Below are 14,268 nucleotides of genomic sequence, written 5' to 3'. Positions count from 1 at the left end.
TGTCCGCTGAGCGGGGTGGCTCAGGCCGCGGCCTGGCGGCGCATCACCGGCACACGCATGGGGCGCGAACCCGGGCCACCGACGTGCGAGAACGGCTGGGTCCGCCAGTCGAGTCCCTGAGGGAGCGTCAACAGAAGGGCCGTGTCCTGCTCCTGGGGCTCCGCCGACTCGTCCGCCGACCGGGCCTCGGAAGCCCTGCGGCCCGTACCGGCGCAGACCGTGAGGCCGAACGGGTTCCACGGCGAGACGCACAGCGCGTGCTCCGGCAGCACCTCCTCGTCCGCCAGCAGGGCTATGGGCTGCGCGCAGTCCGGGCAGATCACCCGGTACATCTCGAAGGTGTCGTACGCGTCGAACTCCTCGTCGAGAGCGTCGGGTTCGACACCCTCCGGCTCGGGCTCGACAACCGCCAGGCGCTTGGGCGCGGTACGACCAGGGCGCTTAAGACTCTGCATTGGGTTCTCCCCCTCGGGCTGGGCCGTGAAGGCGCTGCGGCCTCGACCACAGCAAGCACTTCCCGTCCCGTCACGGCGGTAATCACGAGAACATCACGGAGGCCCTCGCGGGGGTGTGGCCTTCGTCACATGCCGCTTGCAGGTGCCCGTGGCGGTCGCTTTGTCCCCCAGGGGGCCCACAGGTAACCCCCGGTCACATCACGAACCGGGCATGACCTGCGCCGCTCAGGTATCCGAGGAGATCAGGCGCACTGTAGGTTCTTGCGCCATGGAGGAGCTGGACCGACAAATCGTGCAGCTGCTCGTCAAGGACGGGCGGATGAGTTACACGGACCTGGGCAAGGCCACGGGCCTGTCCACGTCGGCCGTGCACCAGAGGGTGCGACGGCTGGAGCAGCGGGGTGTCATCCGCGGGTACGCCGCGGTGGTCGACCCCGAGGCGGTGGGCCTGCCCATGACCGCGTTCATCTCGGTGAAACCGTTCGACCCCAGTGCCCCCGACGACATCGCGGACCGCCTGTCCGGTGTCCCCGAGATCGAGGCCTGCCACAGCGTCGCGGGCGACGAGAACTACATTCTCAAGGTGCGGGTGTCGACCCCGCACGAGCTGGAGGAGCTCCTGGCGCGGCTCAGGTCGCTGGCAGGGGTGTCGACGCGTACCACGGTGGTCCTTTCGACCCCGTACGAGGCCCGTCCGCCGAGGATCTGACGGGACCGGGCCGACCTTTTGGGTGTGCGGGGAACCGCGCGACCAGCCGCGACGAACCGGCTCCAGGCCATGCACCCGCACCCCTGCGGCGAGACCGCGCCTGAAACACTGTTCCCCATGAGCGCACAGCAGACCGTCCTCCTCCGCCGAGGCGAAGTCCACAGCCCCGCCGACCCTTTCGCCACCGCGATGGTCGTCGAACGCGGACAAGTCGCCTGGGTCGGTTCCGAGGGCGCGGCTGACGCCTTCGCGGACGGCGTCGACGAGGTCGTCGACCTGGACGGCGCTCTGGTCACGCCCGCGTTCACCGACGCACATGTGCACACAACCACCACCGGCCTTACCCTCACCGGTCTCGACGTGTCCGGCGCACCTTCTCTCGACGCGGCCCTGACCCTCGTACGGGACTTCACGGCCACCCGCCCCGACGACCGCGTCCTCCTCGGCCATGGCTGGGACGCCGCCCGCTGGCCGGACGGCCGCCCGCCCACACGCACGGAGCTCGACGAGGCGACCGGCGGTCGCCCGCTGTACCTGAGCCGCATCGACGTCCACTCGGCGGTCGTGACGACGGCCCTGCTGGACATGACGTCCCTGGGGCACGTGGACGGCCCTCTCACCGCCGACGCCCACCACGCCGTCCGCGCGACAGCGCTCGGCTCCGTCTCGCCGGCCCAGCGCGCGCAAGCGCAGCGTGCCGCCCTCGCCCACGCCGCCTCCCTCGGCATCGGCACCCTTCACGAATGCGCAGGCCCCGAGATCTCCTCCGAGGACGACTTCACCGGCCTCCTCCGACTCGCGGAAGGAGAGCCCGGCCCCCGGGTCGTCGGCTACTGGGCGGAGGAGGACGTCGAGAAGGCGCGCGAACTCGGCGCGATCGGCGCCGCCGGAGACCTCTTCGTGGACGGCGCCCTCGGATCGCACACCGCGTGCCTGCACGAGCCGTACGCCGACGCCGAGCACACCGGCCTCGCCTACCTGGACGCCGCCGCCGTGGCCGCCCACGTCACCGCTTGCACCGAAGCGGGCCTCCAGGCCGGCTTCCACGCGATCGGCGACGCGGCCGTGACGGCCGTGGTCGAGGGCGTCCGCGCGGCCGCCGAGAAGCTCGGCCTCGCCCGTGTCCGCGCCGCCCGGCACCGCGTCGAGCACGCCGAGCTGCTCACCCCCGAGGCGATCGCCGGCTTCGCCGAGCTCGGCCTCACCGCGTCCGTCCAGCCCGCCTTCGACGCCCTGTGGGGCGGCGAGGACGGCATGTACGTCCAGCGCCTCGGCCAGGAGCGGGCGGGCCGTCTGAACCCCTTCGCGGCCCTCCTGCGGGCCGGCGTCCCGCTCGCCTTCGGCTCCGACAGCCCGGTCACCCCCCTCGGCCCGTGGGGGACGGTCCGCGCTGCCGCCTTCCACCACACCCCCGAGCACCGCGTCTCCGTGCGCGCCGCCTTCACCGCGCACACCCGCGGCGGCTGGCGGGCGATCGGCCGGGACGACGCGGGCGTGCTGGTGCCCGGCGCCCCCGCGGACTACGCCGTCTGGCGCACTGACGAGCTGGTCGTCCAGGCCCCCGACGACCGGGTCGCCCGCTGGTCCACCGACCCCCGCTCCGGCACCCCCGGTCTGCCCGACCTCACACCGGGCCGTGACCTGCCCGTCTGTCTGCGCACGGTGGTCGGCGGACGGACGGTCTTCGTACGGCCGGGCGAGTGATCTCCGGGGGTGGCGCGGCACCGATCGCCCGCCGCCCCCTGTCGCGCGACCTGCGCATCCTCCGCGCTGACCAGGGCATTGACGGCAGACGCCCAGGTCAAACGACTGTTGACAGCCGACGGCAGGAGGCCGGTAGGTTCGGCCGGGTCCACCACCGGACGCCCGACCGGGGAACCTCCGCCCAGTCGTCGCAGCGCCGCTGGGTCAGGGACGGTGTGCCGCACCGGAACACCGTCACTGGGAGCCAGGCTCAGCGCTCGCGCCACGGCGAGGGAACGTTCCGTCCGGCCGGGGAGGTGTGACCCGGGTGGGGCCCGGGCGCTCAGTAGACAACGGCTTTCGGTCGACCCGCAGCCAGCGGGCCCCAGGTCGGCCCGAAGGGCGCCGGGCCCCCATCCGCAGCAGGGACCACGACTGCACAAGGGCGAAAGCCGGATTCTTACCCCGCTTTTGTGGAAACGACACCAGCATACGAACGCCTTGTCACGTCATCGCAGGCCGTGCCCACTATGGTGGACGCCTGCGCAATGACTCGAAGGGGCAGCAGTGAACGACGGCGACGGGACCCTCACGGCACAGGGGAGGCGGTTCGGCCCGCTCGGCACCGCGTTGGTGATCATTCCGACCTACAACGAGGCGGAGAACATCAAGGCCATCGTCGGCCGGGTGCGGGCGGCTGTCCCGGAGGCGCACGTCCTGGTGGCGGACGACAACAGCCCCGACGGCACCGGCAAGCTCGCCGACGAACTGACCGTCGAGGACGACCAGGTCCAGGTCCTGCACCGCAAGGGCAAGGAGGGCCTTGGCGCCGCCTATCTCGCGGGGTTCCGCTGGGGTCTGGAGCACGGCTACGGCGTCCTGGTCGAGATGGACGCCGACGGCTCCCACCAACCCGAGGAACTGCCCCGCCTGCTGACCGCGCTGAAGGGCGCCGACCTGGTCCTCGGTTCCCGCTGGGTGCCCGGCGGCCGGGTCGTGAACTGGCCCAAGTCCCGCGAGTTCATCTCCCGCGGCGGCAGCCTCTACTCGCGCGTCGCCCTCGACCTCCCCCTCCGCGACATCACGGGCGGCTACCGCGCCTTCCGCAGCGAGACCCTCGAAGGCCTGGGCCTCGACGACGTGGCCTCCCAGGGCTACTGCTTCCAGGTCGACCTGGCCCGCCGCGCGGTCAAGGCCGGCTATCACGTCGTCGAGGTGCCGATCACCTTCGTCGAGCGCGAACTGGGTGACTCCAAGATGAGCCGCGACATCCTGGTGGAGGCCCTGTGGCGGGTCACCACCTGGGGTGTGGGGGAGCGGCTCGGCAGGATCACAGGCCGGGGAAAGCGCCCACAGCCGTAGTCGTACGACCTCACAGGAGCGGTTGATCGTCCCCTTATCCCGTGCTGAGCCGCGCCCAGGCACACTGGACGCATGACGACAGGCACTCCGACTCCCACCTATCCCGTCCGGCCCCACCGTTCCCGAATGCGCACCTTCCTGCCGCTGGGCGTGGCCGCCTGGCTGGTACTGGAGATCTGGCTGCTGACCGTGGTCGCGGGTGCGGCGAGCGGGTTCGCGGTGTTCCTGCTGCTGGTCGCCGGCTTCGTGCTCGGCTCGGTGGTCATCAAGCGGGCCGGCCGCCGCGCCTTCCAGAACCTGAACGAGGCCCTTCAGCGCGGCGGGGCCCCGTCGAGCTCCGGCAGCAGCGGCAACGGCCTGATGATGCTGGGCGGCCTGCTCCTGATGATCCCCGGCCTGATCTCCGACGCCGTCGGTCTGCTCCTGCTGCTTCCGCCGGTCCAGAAGGCCATCGGCCGCTACGCCGAGCGCACCTTCGACCGCAAGCTTCGCACCGCCGCCCCGGGCACCCTGGGCGACGCGTTCCAGCAGGCCCGCATGCACCGCCCGGACGGCAAGGTGGTCCAGGGCGAGGTCGTCGTCCGGGACGAGCCGGGCGACGACACCCCGCAGGGGCCGCGCCCGCCGCTCACGCGCTGAGCGGGCCGCACGCAGCACAAACCGCGGGCGCGGTACGTGGATCACGTACCGCGCCCGCGGTTACTTGTGTGTGTTGTGCCCCGCTCAGGCCGACTTGCGGCTGTCCCGGGGATGAACAGCGATGTTCATCGCCCCGGAGCGCAGAACCGCCAGACGCTCCTCGAGGACCTCTTCGAGCTCCTCGCGGGTGCGTCGCTCCATCAGCATGTCCCAATGCGTACGCGCGGGCTTGGCCTTCTTCTCTTCAGGGCCGTCGCCGTCCACGAGGAGTGCCTGGGCCCCGCAGACCTTGCACTCCCACTCCGGCGGGATCTCCGCCTCGACCGAGAAGGGCATCTCAAACCGATGCCCCTTCTCGCATGCGTACTCCACGGCCTGGCGCGGGGCCAGGTCGATGCCGCGGTCCGTCTCGTAGCTGGTCACCACGAGGCGCGTGCCGCGAAGAGCTCGCTCACTCATGAATCGTGCCTCCCGGGCTTGTCGCCCACAGGACAGGTGTCGCTGTCGTCGTCATCCGGTCAACGTCCGGTCGGCGGTAAAGATTCCCGTTCCGGGTCCCGTCCCGGGCAATGTGTCGCCGTCGTAGCCGCCCCTTGTTGTACCCACCAGCGCCCGGTTTGTCACATCTGCTAGCAGGTGTCACCCAGCGTTTCGGCATCTTTGACGCGCAGTAACGGTACGCCTGGCAGGCCAAACGCGTACACTACAGCGCTTTCGCGTTGAACGCTAAATCCTCTCGGGTACCGGATTGCCCGCGTCGCTGATCGCCTGCCGCACCGGAACCCTTGCGAGCAGGGCGAATCCGATGACGAAGAAGGCCACCAGGGAGATGATCGCGTCCCGATAACTTCCGGTCAGCTGGTAGGTGATCCCGAACAGAAGCGGGCCGAGCCAGCTCATGCCGCGGTCGCTCATCTCGTACGCCGAGAAGTATTCGGCCTCCTTGCCGGGCGGGACGAGATGGGAGAACAGGGAGCGTGACAGGGCCTGGCTGCCGCCGAGCACGAGCCCGATGCCGGCGGCCAGTACGAAGAACCACACGGGCGCGCCGGCGGGCAGGAAGTACCCGGCCCCCAGGATGACCGCCCAGGCGACCAGCGAGCCGAGGATGGTGCGCTGGGCCCCGTACACCCGGGCCAGCCGGCCCATCGTCAGCGCGCCCGCCACTGCCAGCACCTGGACCAGGAGCACGGCCGTGATGAGGGTCGACTGCCCGAGGTCCAGTTCCTCCGAGCCGTAGATCGAGGCCTGCGAGATCACGGTCTGGATGCCGTCGTTGTAGATGAGGTACGCGAGCAGGAAGGCCAGGGTGAGCGGGTGGCGGCGCATGTCGCGGACGGTGGCCGCCAGCTGCCGGAAACCGGGGGCCGTCGGCTCCTTCGCTTCGGGTGCGGACGGTCGCCGGTCGCGCAGCCGCCGTAGCGGAATCAGCGCGAAGGCGCCCCACCACAGCCCGGCCGAGGCCAGACAGATGCGTACCGCGGCGCTCTCGGAGAGGCCGAAGGAGTCGTGGCTCATGTAGAGCACGAGGTTCGCGACCAGGACCAGGGCGCCCGCCGCGTAACCGAAGGCCCAGCCCCTGGAGGAGACCGCGTCACGCTCCTGCGGCGGGGCGATCTGCGGAAGGTAGGAGTTGTAGAGCATCTGGCCGACGGCCGCCGCGGCGTTCGCGACGATCAGCAGGACCCCGCCGAGGAGATACCGGTCGCCGCCCAGGAAGAACATGGCGGTCGTCGCGGCGGCCCCCGTGTACGCGGCCGCCGCCAGGAGGGGCTTCTTGCGCCCGGTGCGGTCGGCCGCGACACCCACCAGCGGCATCGCCAGTACGGCCACGATCACCGACAGGGACACCGAGTACGCGAAGAAGGAACCGGCGCGCACCGGGATGCCCAGGGGATGGACAAAGCCGTCCGCGTCCGCCGCGTTCTTGGCGACCGACGTCAGATAGGGACCGAGGAACACGGTGAGCACGCTCGTCGAGTAGACGGAGCACGCCCAGTCGTAGAAGTACCAGCCGCGCTGCTCGCGCCGCCGCTCGGCGGCCTCGTCCGCCGAGCCCGCCCGCACGGTGTCGGTGCCCACCCGTGCCCTCGCTTCCCCGTGAAGGTGCCGTGCGCGGACCGGGGACGGGACGGGTCAGACCCAGACGCCCCGGTCCTCCATGACCTTGCGCAGTGTGTCGATGTGATCGGTCATGATGCCATCGACTCCCAGGTCCAGAAGCCGGTGCATGCGATCGGCCTCATTGATGGTCCACACGTGCACCTGCAGCCCGCGCGCGTGAGCGACGCGTACGAAGCGGTGGTCGACCACCTGGATGCCGGACTGGGCCTCGGGCACCTGGGCGGCGACGGCCGAGCGGCGCAGTGTCGCCGGTACTCCCCAGGAGCGCAGCCGCAGGTTGAGGACGCCTCTTGTGCCGTACGACGTCGCCAGGCGCGGTCCCGCCAGCCGCTGGGCGCGCATCACTCGGGCCTCGGAGAAGGAGCCGACACAGATGCGGTCCCAGGTGTTGGTGCGCTCGATGAGGTCCAGGAGTGGCTGGAGGGCGGGCTCGGCCTTGACGTCGACGTTCCAGCGGGCCTCGGGGAAGGTCTCCAGGAGCTCCTCGAAGAGCGGCACCGGCTCCTTGCCCGCCACGCGCGCGTGCCGTACGTCCGCCCAGAGCAGGTCAGCTATCCGGCCCGCCCCGTCGGTCACCCGGTCCAGCGTGGTGTCGTGGAAGGCGACCAGTTTGCCGTCCGCCGTGGCATGGACGTCGGTCTCCAGGTACCGGTAACCCGCCTCGACCGCCCGCCGGAACTGGAAGGCGGTGTTCTCCAGACCGTCCGCCGCCCCGCCCCGGTGGGCGAAGGGGATGGGGCCCGGATGGTCGAGGTAGGGGTGGCGTATCCGCGAGGTCACGGTCGCAGTATCGCTCCCTGCGGTTGCCCTGTGGCAACGACCGTGCTGCCGTCGGATGCCGGGCGGACGGCGAACACACGCAGGAAGAGCTGGGCGAGCGGGCCGATGGCCACCGCGTAGAGGACGGTTCCGACGCCGATGGTGCCGCCCAGGGCGAATCCCGTGACCACGACGGCCACTTCGACCCCGGTCCGCATCAGCCGGATCGACCGCCCCGTCCGCCGGTGCAGCCCGGTCATCAGACCGTCCCTCGGTCCCGGGCCGAAGCTGGCCGCGATGTAGAGGCCGGTGGCCGCACCGTTGAGCACGATCCCGGCCAGCAGGAGGGGAATCCGTGCGGCGAGACCGTGCATCTCGGGGACCGCGGCGAGGGTGGCGTCCATGGCGATGCCGACCACGAAGACGTTGGAGACCGTGCCGAGGCCCGGCCGCTGGCGCAGCGGTATCCACAGGAGCAGCACCGCCGCGCCCACGACGATCGACACGACGCCGATGGACAGGCCCGTGAGCTCGGAGAGGCCCTGGTGCAGCACGTTCCAGGGCTCCAGGCCCAGTCCGGCCTCGACGAGCAGCGCCGAGCTGGCCCCGTACAGAGCGAGTCCGACGTACAGCTGGATCAAGCGTCGCCCGAGGCGGCTCTGCGTGGACAAGATGGGTCCCCCTGTGGTGGCGTGGCCTGGCACATGACACCCTGTGGCTTGGGATGGGATGCCATCCATGGCCAATTCGGGGAAGGTGGACTGATTTCAGTGGCGCAGTGGACCTCGGCGATGGGGGCCGCACAGCTCGCCCGGCTGCTCAGCTCCCAGCAGGACCGCCCGGCGGGCCCCGGCACCCGCCGCCCCCCGGCCTACCGCGCGCTCGCAGACGGCATCCGCCTGCTGGTGCTGGAGGGCCGCGTTCCGGTCGCCGCGAGGCTGCCCGCGGAACGCGAGCTGGCCCTCTCCCTGTCCGTCAGCCGTACGACCGTAGCGGCGGCCTACGAGGCCCTGCGTGCCGAGGGATTCCTGGAGTCCCGGCGCGGCGCGGGCAGCTGGACGGCCGTACCGGCCGGCAACCCGGTCCCCGCGCGCGGCCTCGAACCGCTTCCGCCTGAAGCCCTCGGCTCGATGATCGACCTGGGCTGCGCCGCACTGCCCGCCCCCGAACCCTGGCTGACGCGCGCGGTACAGGGCGCTCTGGAGGAGCTGCCGCCCTACGCGCACACCCACGGCGACTACCCGGCGGGTCTCCCGGCCCTACGGGCGATGATCGCCGAGAGGTACACCGCGTCCGGGATCCCGACGATGCCCGAGCAGATCATGGTCACGACGGGGGCCATGGGCGCGATCGACGCGATCTGCCATCTGTTCGGCGGCCGGGGCGAGCGCATCGCGGTCGAGTCCCCCTCCTACGCGAACATCCTGCAGCTGATGCGGGAGGCGGGCGCCCGGCTGGTTCCGGTGGCCATGGCGGAGGGACTGACCGGCTGGGACATGGACCGCTGGCGGCAGGTGCTGCGGGACGCGGCGCCCCGGATCGCCTACGTCGTCGCCGACTTCCACAACCCGACGGGTGCGCTCGCCGACGAGGACCAGCGGCGACGCCTGGTGGAGGCGGCGCGGTCCGCGGGGACCGTGCTGGTGGCCGACGAGACGATGACCGAGCTGTGGCTGGACGAGGACGTCTCGATGCCGCGGCCGGTGTGCGCCTTCGACCCTGCCGGCTCCACCGTGGTCACCGTCGGCTCCGCCAGCAAGGCGTTCTGGGCGGGGATGCGGATCGGATGGGTACGCGCGGCGCCGGATGTGATCCGCAGCCTCGTCGCCGCGCGGGCCTACGCCGACCTCGGAACCCCTGTGCTGGAGCAGTTGGCCGTGAACTGGCTGTTCAGCACCGGGGGGTGGGCGCAGGCCGTGGAGCTGCGGCGGGTCCAGGCTCGGGACAACCGGGACGCGCTGGTGACGGCTCTGCGCAAGGAACTGCCGACGTGGGAGTTCGAGGTGCCGAAGGGTGGGCTGACCTTGTGGGTGCGGTCCGGTGGGTTGTCCGGATCGCGGCTGGCGGAGGCGGGGGAGCGGGTCGGGGTGCGGGTGCCGTCGGGGCCGCGGTTCGGGGTCGACGGGGCTTTCGAGGGCTATGTGCGCCTGCCGTTCACGGTGGGCGGCGCGGTGGCCGAGGAGGCTGCGGCACGGCTGGCCGCGGCGGCGCGGATCGTGGAGAGCGGTGGGTCCGGCGGCGGGGAGGCCCCCCGTACCTTCGTTGCGTGAGGCGTTCCTACAGGGGCGTAGGGGTGCGGGGAACTGTGCGACAAGCCATCACGCACCCGTACTCGCACAACCGGCCGTAACTGCTACGGCGCTTCCGCGACCACCGCGTCCGAGGGGACCGCCTCCGAGGGGACCGCCTCCGCATCCGCAGGGGTGGTCCGAGCCGGCAACAACCCCAGCACCGCCTGCCGGTCCGTCTCACTCGTCGCGTCGTCGTACGGATCCGGAGTGGCCGGAACCTGAATCCGGTGCACCGGTCCCACTCCGAGGCGGGCGTACCCGCGGCCGGGCGGCACGTGCGCGACCGGTGTCGTGTGCGGAGGCGCTCCCAGGACCGCTTCCAACTGGTCCGGCGTCGCAGGCCCGAGCACGACCCGCGCGCGCGTGTGCTGCCGTACCGGATCGCTCAACGCTTCCGCGCTCTCGAACTGATCGGCCACCACCACCGTGACATTCGCCGCCCGACCGTGCCGCAGCGGGACCTGGAGCAGGGACTGCGGATCCTTGCGGCCGTCCGCGGCGGCCAGGTGGGTGAAGGCGCTCGGACGGTCGAGGAGGATCCACAGCGGGCGCTTGGTTTCGTCCGGCGGCGGCTCGCCGGCCTGACGGGCAAGGTTGGTCGCGATGAGTCGACGCTCCGTCTCGGCCGCCGCCCACTCCAAGCTGGCCAGTGCCCCCGCCAGTCCGCACTCGACCGCGAGGACCCCGTCCCGCCCGGTCAGGCAGGCGTACTCGCCGGTGCCACCACCGTCGACGATGACGACATCGCCGTACTGCAGGGCCTGGAGCGCGATCGAGCGCAGCAGTGTCGAGGTGCCGCTGCCCGGCTGGCCCATGACCAGGAGGTGCGGCTCGGTCGAGCGGATGCCGGTGCGCCAGACGACCGGCGGGACGTCGCGCCGCTCGTCGCCGTAGCCGAGCGGCAGCGTGCGCAGGACCTGGATGGGGTCGGTGAAGCCGAGCACCGTCTCGCCCGGGGCGGTGACGAAGCGCTGAGCGGTGATGTCGGTGGGCAGCGGGGCGAGGACCGTGACCGTGAGCTGGTTGCCCTCCTCGTCCCAGCCGAAGTGGTACTCACGGCCGCGGCCCGACTTGGCGTGCAGCAGCTGCTCGATGCGGGCCCGGGACTCGGCCTCGCCGTCGGTGAAGTACGCCGGGTAGCGGATCAGCAGGTGGGTGATGCGGTCGGTGCCGTCGAAGTCGTACGCGGGGAAGACCTTCTCCCACTCGCCGCCGTGTGTGTACAGAGGGTCCGGGTCCTCGGCCGCCGAGAAGTACGGGACGAGGGCGTCGTACAGCGACCTCAGGCGCTGTGTCTGCGACTCGTCGGGTCCTTCCGGTTCCGGCGGCCTGCGGTCCCGGCCCTGCCACGCTGACGCCGCCATCACGGAGATGACGGCGAGCAGTGGGCCGTACGGAACGAGCGCCACGACCAGGACCACCGAGGCCACCAGGAAGAGCAGTGGCCCGCGCCTGTCCTTGGGGGTTTCGGCCCACCTGCGCCGCGCGGCCGCGGCCAGGCGGCCGAAGCCCCGGGTGATCGTGATCAACGGGTGGAGAACGTCGGTGGCGCTGTCGGCCGCCGTCCGGACCAGCTCCCGGCTCCGGGCGATCTGCGCGCTGCCTGTGCTCAGGATGCGGGGGAGGGGGCGGCGGACCACGGCTGTCTCCTGAAGGTGCGTACGGAACGGGAGGGGCGGCGTCAGAACTTGATGCCGCCGAGGAGGCTCGCCAGGCTTTCGCCGCCGGCCTTGATGCTCGGGGCGAGGGCCGTGCTGGCCAGGTAGAAGCCGAACAACGCCGAGATCAGGGCGTGCGAGGCCTTGAGCCCGTCCTTGCGGAAGAAGATGAAGACGACGATGCCGAGCAGTACGACACCCGAGATGGAGAGAATCATGTGCGTGCTCCTGGTTCGTGGGGACAGTCACCATGAGTACTTCCAGGATCACAGCATGTATCCATACGACAAAAGGTGCAAACAGGTGAAATCGTTAAGATTTCACTTGGTTGGCAGAGTCGGGGTGATCCCGCCTCCGGCGCTTCGGGTCATGTGCCGTGCGAGCCAGTACCCTTGCGATTCACCTGAACGGTTGTATGAGAGGCGGTCCGGCCGATGACTGAAGCCCCCGACCCGGAGGTCGTGGAGCTGGCGACCAAGATCTTCGATCTGGCCCGGCAGGGACAGACCGAGGCACTCGTGGCGTACGTCGACGCGGGCGTTCCGGCAGGCCTCACCAACGACCGCGGGGACTCCCTCGTGATGCTGGCCGCCTACCACGGCCACGCGGACGCGGTGCGCGCACTGGTGGCCCGTGGGGCGGCTGCGGGCGGAGTCAACGACCGGGGCCAGACACCGCTCGCCGGGGCTGTCTTCAAGGGCTCCGAGGGCGTCATCAAGGCTCTGCTGGAGGGCGGCGCCGACCCGGCCGAGGGCACCCCCTCGGCCGTCGACACGGCCCGGATGTTCGGCAGGGCGGAACTGCTCGACCTGTTCGGCGCACACTGAGCCGTATGTTCTGACCAGCTAAAACACGGAAAACGGGGGAGGCGGTACGGGGCCGCCGAAATTTCGGTCGCGGCAGATGGAAGTGCCGAGTCATCATGACGTCGTGGTTCACGGACGTGATGGCCGGGCAGGTGATGCCGCACCGCGCGGACCGTGACACGGTCCGCATGGGCCACCGACGAGAGGCAGAGGAAGATGGCTTACAGCAAGCAGGAAACGGCGGGCGCCCCGACGTGTTGTCACGCGGCCAGGTAATGCACGTCCCCGGTTGCGTCGACGCTTGATGTGAGGCTGTTTCCCATGTTCGATCCGGTCATAGCGCCCAGCGGTACGCTGCTCGGCCTGCTCCAGCGGGGGCGCGGCGACGGCACGCTGCACGCGCTCACCGCCCCGCGCGCCGAGGCGCTCGCGGCGCTGAACCACTGCGTGCTGCGCGATCCCCGTCACGACTGGCAGGTGGAGAACCGCTCCCTGTACTACGCCCGTCTCTACCTCGACCTCAACGGCGAGCTGGACGAGATCGAGGCGCACCTCTTCGAGGTGGACGACGTCTTCGACACCGAGGAGTCACGCACGGGCCTCGCCCTCGCCGTCCTCGGCCACCTCGCCTCCTACGGCAGGCGCGACGCGCTCGAACTGCTCCGCAGGTACGCCGCGTCGGGCTCCAACTGGGCCTGGGCGCTGGACGAACTGGCGTTGCGCGACGACGACGCCGGTCTGCGTGCCCTCGCGGCGCCCGTGCTCGCGCGTTTCGCGACCGATCCCGAGGGCGAGGCCGAACTGGCCGCCGCCGTCCGTGACGCCTTCGAACCGAGGCCATGGCGGTTGTGGGCCGACGACCCCCGCGAATCGGTCTCCACGCGTGTGCGTGCCGCTCAGGAGACCGGCTGTTTCGACCGCTGGCAACGCCAGATGCGCCCTGCCGGGCCCCGCCCGGGGTGGAGTGTGCAGGCCGTCTTCGAGTGGGCCCAGCAGGGCGTCGAACGGGGGGCGGCACTGCATGTGCCCGCCGCCCGCTGCCTGTCCGCCGTCGCGGGACCCGAGGACCGGCCCGAGATCCTCGCGGCCGCCAAGGACGGCACCGACGGAGCCCGCTGCACCGCCCTGCGCTATCTCGCCGACAGTAATGATCCCGAAGCCTTCGATCTGATCGAGCTGGCCGTCGCCACCGGCTCGGCAGCCGTCGCGGAGGCCGCGCTCGACGCGTTCGAACGTATGCGCAGTATCGCCGCCGTCGACCGGGCCCGCGGCTGGGCCCGCCGGCCCGATCCGCTGGGTGCGGCCGCCGGACGGATTCTCGCCTGCCTGGGCGGAGCCCAGGACCGGGACCTGGTTCTAGCGGCCCTCAGGGAGGCCGTACGGGGTGAGGGCCCCGACGCGCCCACCCTGTGGACCCTCGTCGACGGCACCGGACGGCTCGGAATCGCCTGTGCCGCACCCGTGCTGCGCCATATCTACCGGGAGACGGCTTCCTCCCATCTCCGCGGCCGCGCCGCCCACGCGCTCGCCGCCACCGATCCATCCTTCGCCAGCGGATTCGCCGTCGAGTGCCTGTGGGACTGCGAGGAGACCACCCGCGAGATCGCCGCCCGGCACGCCGAGACCGGTGACGCCCGGGTCGTGGAACGACTGCGCAGGCTCGCCGCCGATCCGGCCGAGGAGGCCGAGGTGCAGACCGTGGTCCGCAGCCGCATCGGACCGGACACGGCAGCCATGTGAAACCGGCCTCGGATGTGAACCTGTCGGGCACCGTCACGCCCG

General features: G+C 71.2%; 14 protein-coding genes. 7 read left to right on the top strand and 7 right to left on the bottom strand.

The genetic code is table 11. The features are described from left to right. Nucleotides 1-20 precede the first annotated feature (20 nt). Nucleotides 21-455, bottom strand: a complete 435-nt coding sequence (locus ACI2L1_RS16975) for a hypothetical protein (protein ID WP_404740107.1) — start codon at nt 453-455, stop codon at nt 21-23. A 268-nt stretch (nt 456-723) separates the two neighbouring features. On the opposite strand from ACI2L1_RS16975, the gene ACI2L1_RS16970 reads away from it, so the two are divergent. The 4 genes from ACI2L1_RS16970 to fxsA all read left to right on the top strand — a co-directional run bounded on the left by ACI2L1_RS16970 (nt 724) and on the right by fxsA (nt 4,848). Then, nucleotides 724-1,164 (top strand): Lrp/AsnC family transcriptional regulator, encoded by a 441-nt coding sequence (locus ACI2L1_RS16970; protein WP_124002917.1) that lies wholly within the window; start codon nt 724-726, stop codon nt 1,162-1,164. 117 nt (nt 1,165-1,281) lie between these two features. Then, nucleotides 1,282-2,868 carry an amidohydrolase gene (locus ACI2L1_RS16965; protein WP_404740106.1) on the top strand — a complete coding sequence of 529 codons (1,587 nt, stop codon included), beginning with the start codon at nt 1,282-1,284 and terminating at the stop codon, nt 2,866-2,868. Nucleotides 2,869-3,414: 546 nt separating this feature from the next. Beyond that, nucleotides 3,415-4,209 carry a polyprenol monophosphomannose synthase gene (locus tag ACI2L1_RS16960; RefSeq protein ID WP_404740105.1) on the top strand — a complete coding sequence of 265 codons (795 nt, stop codon included), beginning with the start codon at nt 3,415-3,417 and terminating at the stop codon, nt 4,207-4,209. Between the two features lie 72 nt (nt 4,210-4,281). Next, nucleotides 4,282-4,848 carry an FxsA family membrane protein gene (fxsA, locus tag ACI2L1_RS16955; RefSeq protein ID WP_404740104.1) on the top strand — a complete coding sequence of 189 codons (567 nt, stop codon included), beginning with the start codon at nt 4,282-4,284 and terminating at the stop codon, nt 4,846-4,848. An 84-nt stretch (nt 4,849-4,932) separates the two neighbouring features. On the opposite strand, the gene ACI2L1_RS16950 is transcribed toward fxsA, so the two are convergent. The 4 genes from ACI2L1_RS16950 to ACI2L1_RS16935 form a co-directional block, all read right to left on the bottom strand. After that, nucleotides 4,933-5,307 carry an RNA polymerase-binding protein RbpA gene (locus ACI2L1_RS16950; protein WP_003977404.1) on the bottom strand — a complete coding sequence of 125 codons (375 nt, stop codon included), beginning with the start codon at nt 5,305-5,307 and terminating at the stop codon, nt 4,933-4,935. Nucleotides 5,308-5,574: 267 nt separating this feature from the next. Beyond that, nucleotides 5,575-6,930 (bottom strand): MFS transporter, encoded by a 1,356-nt coding sequence (locus ACI2L1_RS16945; RefSeq protein ID WP_404740103.1) that lies wholly within the window; start codon nt 6,928-6,930, stop codon nt 5,575-5,577. A gap of 54 nt (nt 6,931-6,984) precedes the next feature. Next, nucleotides 6,985-7,752 carry a glycerophosphodiester phosphodiesterase gene (locus ACI2L1_RS16940; RefSeq protein WP_404740102.1) on the bottom strand — a complete coding sequence of 256 codons (768 nt, stop codon included), beginning with the start codon at nt 7,750-7,752 and terminating at the stop codon, nt 6,985-6,987. After that, on the bottom strand, nt 7,749-8,402 hold the full coding sequence (locus ACI2L1_RS16935) for a YitT family protein (protein WP_404740101.1): 654 nt from the start codon (nt 8,400-8,402) through the stop codon (nt 7,749-7,751). Before ACI2L1_RS16935 ends, ACI2L1_RS16940 begins: the two co-directional genes overlap by 4 nt. 99 nt (nt 8,403-8,501) lie before the next feature. Here ACI2L1_RS16935 and ACI2L1_RS16930 point away from each other — a divergent pair, with 99 nt between their 5' ends. Beyond that, nucleotides 8,502-10,001, top strand: coding sequence for a PLP-dependent aminotransferase family protein (locus tag ACI2L1_RS16930; RefSeq protein ID WP_404740100.1), 1,500 nt, complete (start codon nt 8,502-8,504; stop codon nt 9,999-10,001). Between the two features lie 83 nt (nt 10,002-10,084). Here ACI2L1_RS16930 and ACI2L1_RS16925 read toward each other — a convergent pair whose 3' ends face one another. Further along, complete coding sequence (locus ACI2L1_RS16925) at nt 10,085-11,662, bottom strand: hypothetical protein (protein ID WP_404740099.1); 1,578 nt, start codon at nt 11,660-11,662, stop codon at nt 10,085-10,087. A 41-nt stretch (nt 11,663-11,703) separates the two neighbouring features. Continuing rightward, nucleotides 11,704-11,898 (bottom strand): hypothetical protein, encoded by a 195-nt coding sequence (locus tag ACI2L1_RS16920; RefSeq protein WP_404740098.1) that lies wholly within the window; start codon nt 11,896-11,898, stop codon nt 11,704-11,706. Between the two features lie 216 nt (nt 11,899-12,114). On the opposite strand from ACI2L1_RS16920, the gene ACI2L1_RS16915 reads away from it, so the two are divergent. Then, nucleotides 12,115-12,507 (top strand): ankyrin repeat domain-containing protein, encoded by a 393-nt coding sequence (locus ACI2L1_RS16915; RefSeq protein ID WP_404740097.1) that lies wholly within the window; start codon nt 12,115-12,117, stop codon nt 12,505-12,507. A gap of 300 nt (nt 12,508-12,807) precedes the next feature. After that, complete coding sequence (locus tag ACI2L1_RS16910) at nt 12,808-14,226, top strand: HEAT repeat domain-containing protein (RefSeq protein WP_404740096.1); 1,419 nt, start codon at nt 12,808-12,810, stop codon at nt 14,224-14,226. Nucleotides 14,227-14,268: the final 42 nt, after the last annotated feature.

It is taken from the genome of Streptomyces sp. NPDC019531 (assembly GCF_044903305.1).
Lineage (GTDB): Bacteria > Actinomycetota > Actinomycetes > Streptomycetales > Streptomycetaceae > Streptomyces.
The sequence above is the reverse complement of the archived record's forward strand: the minus strand, read 5'-3'. Positions and strand labels throughout refer to the sequence as shown.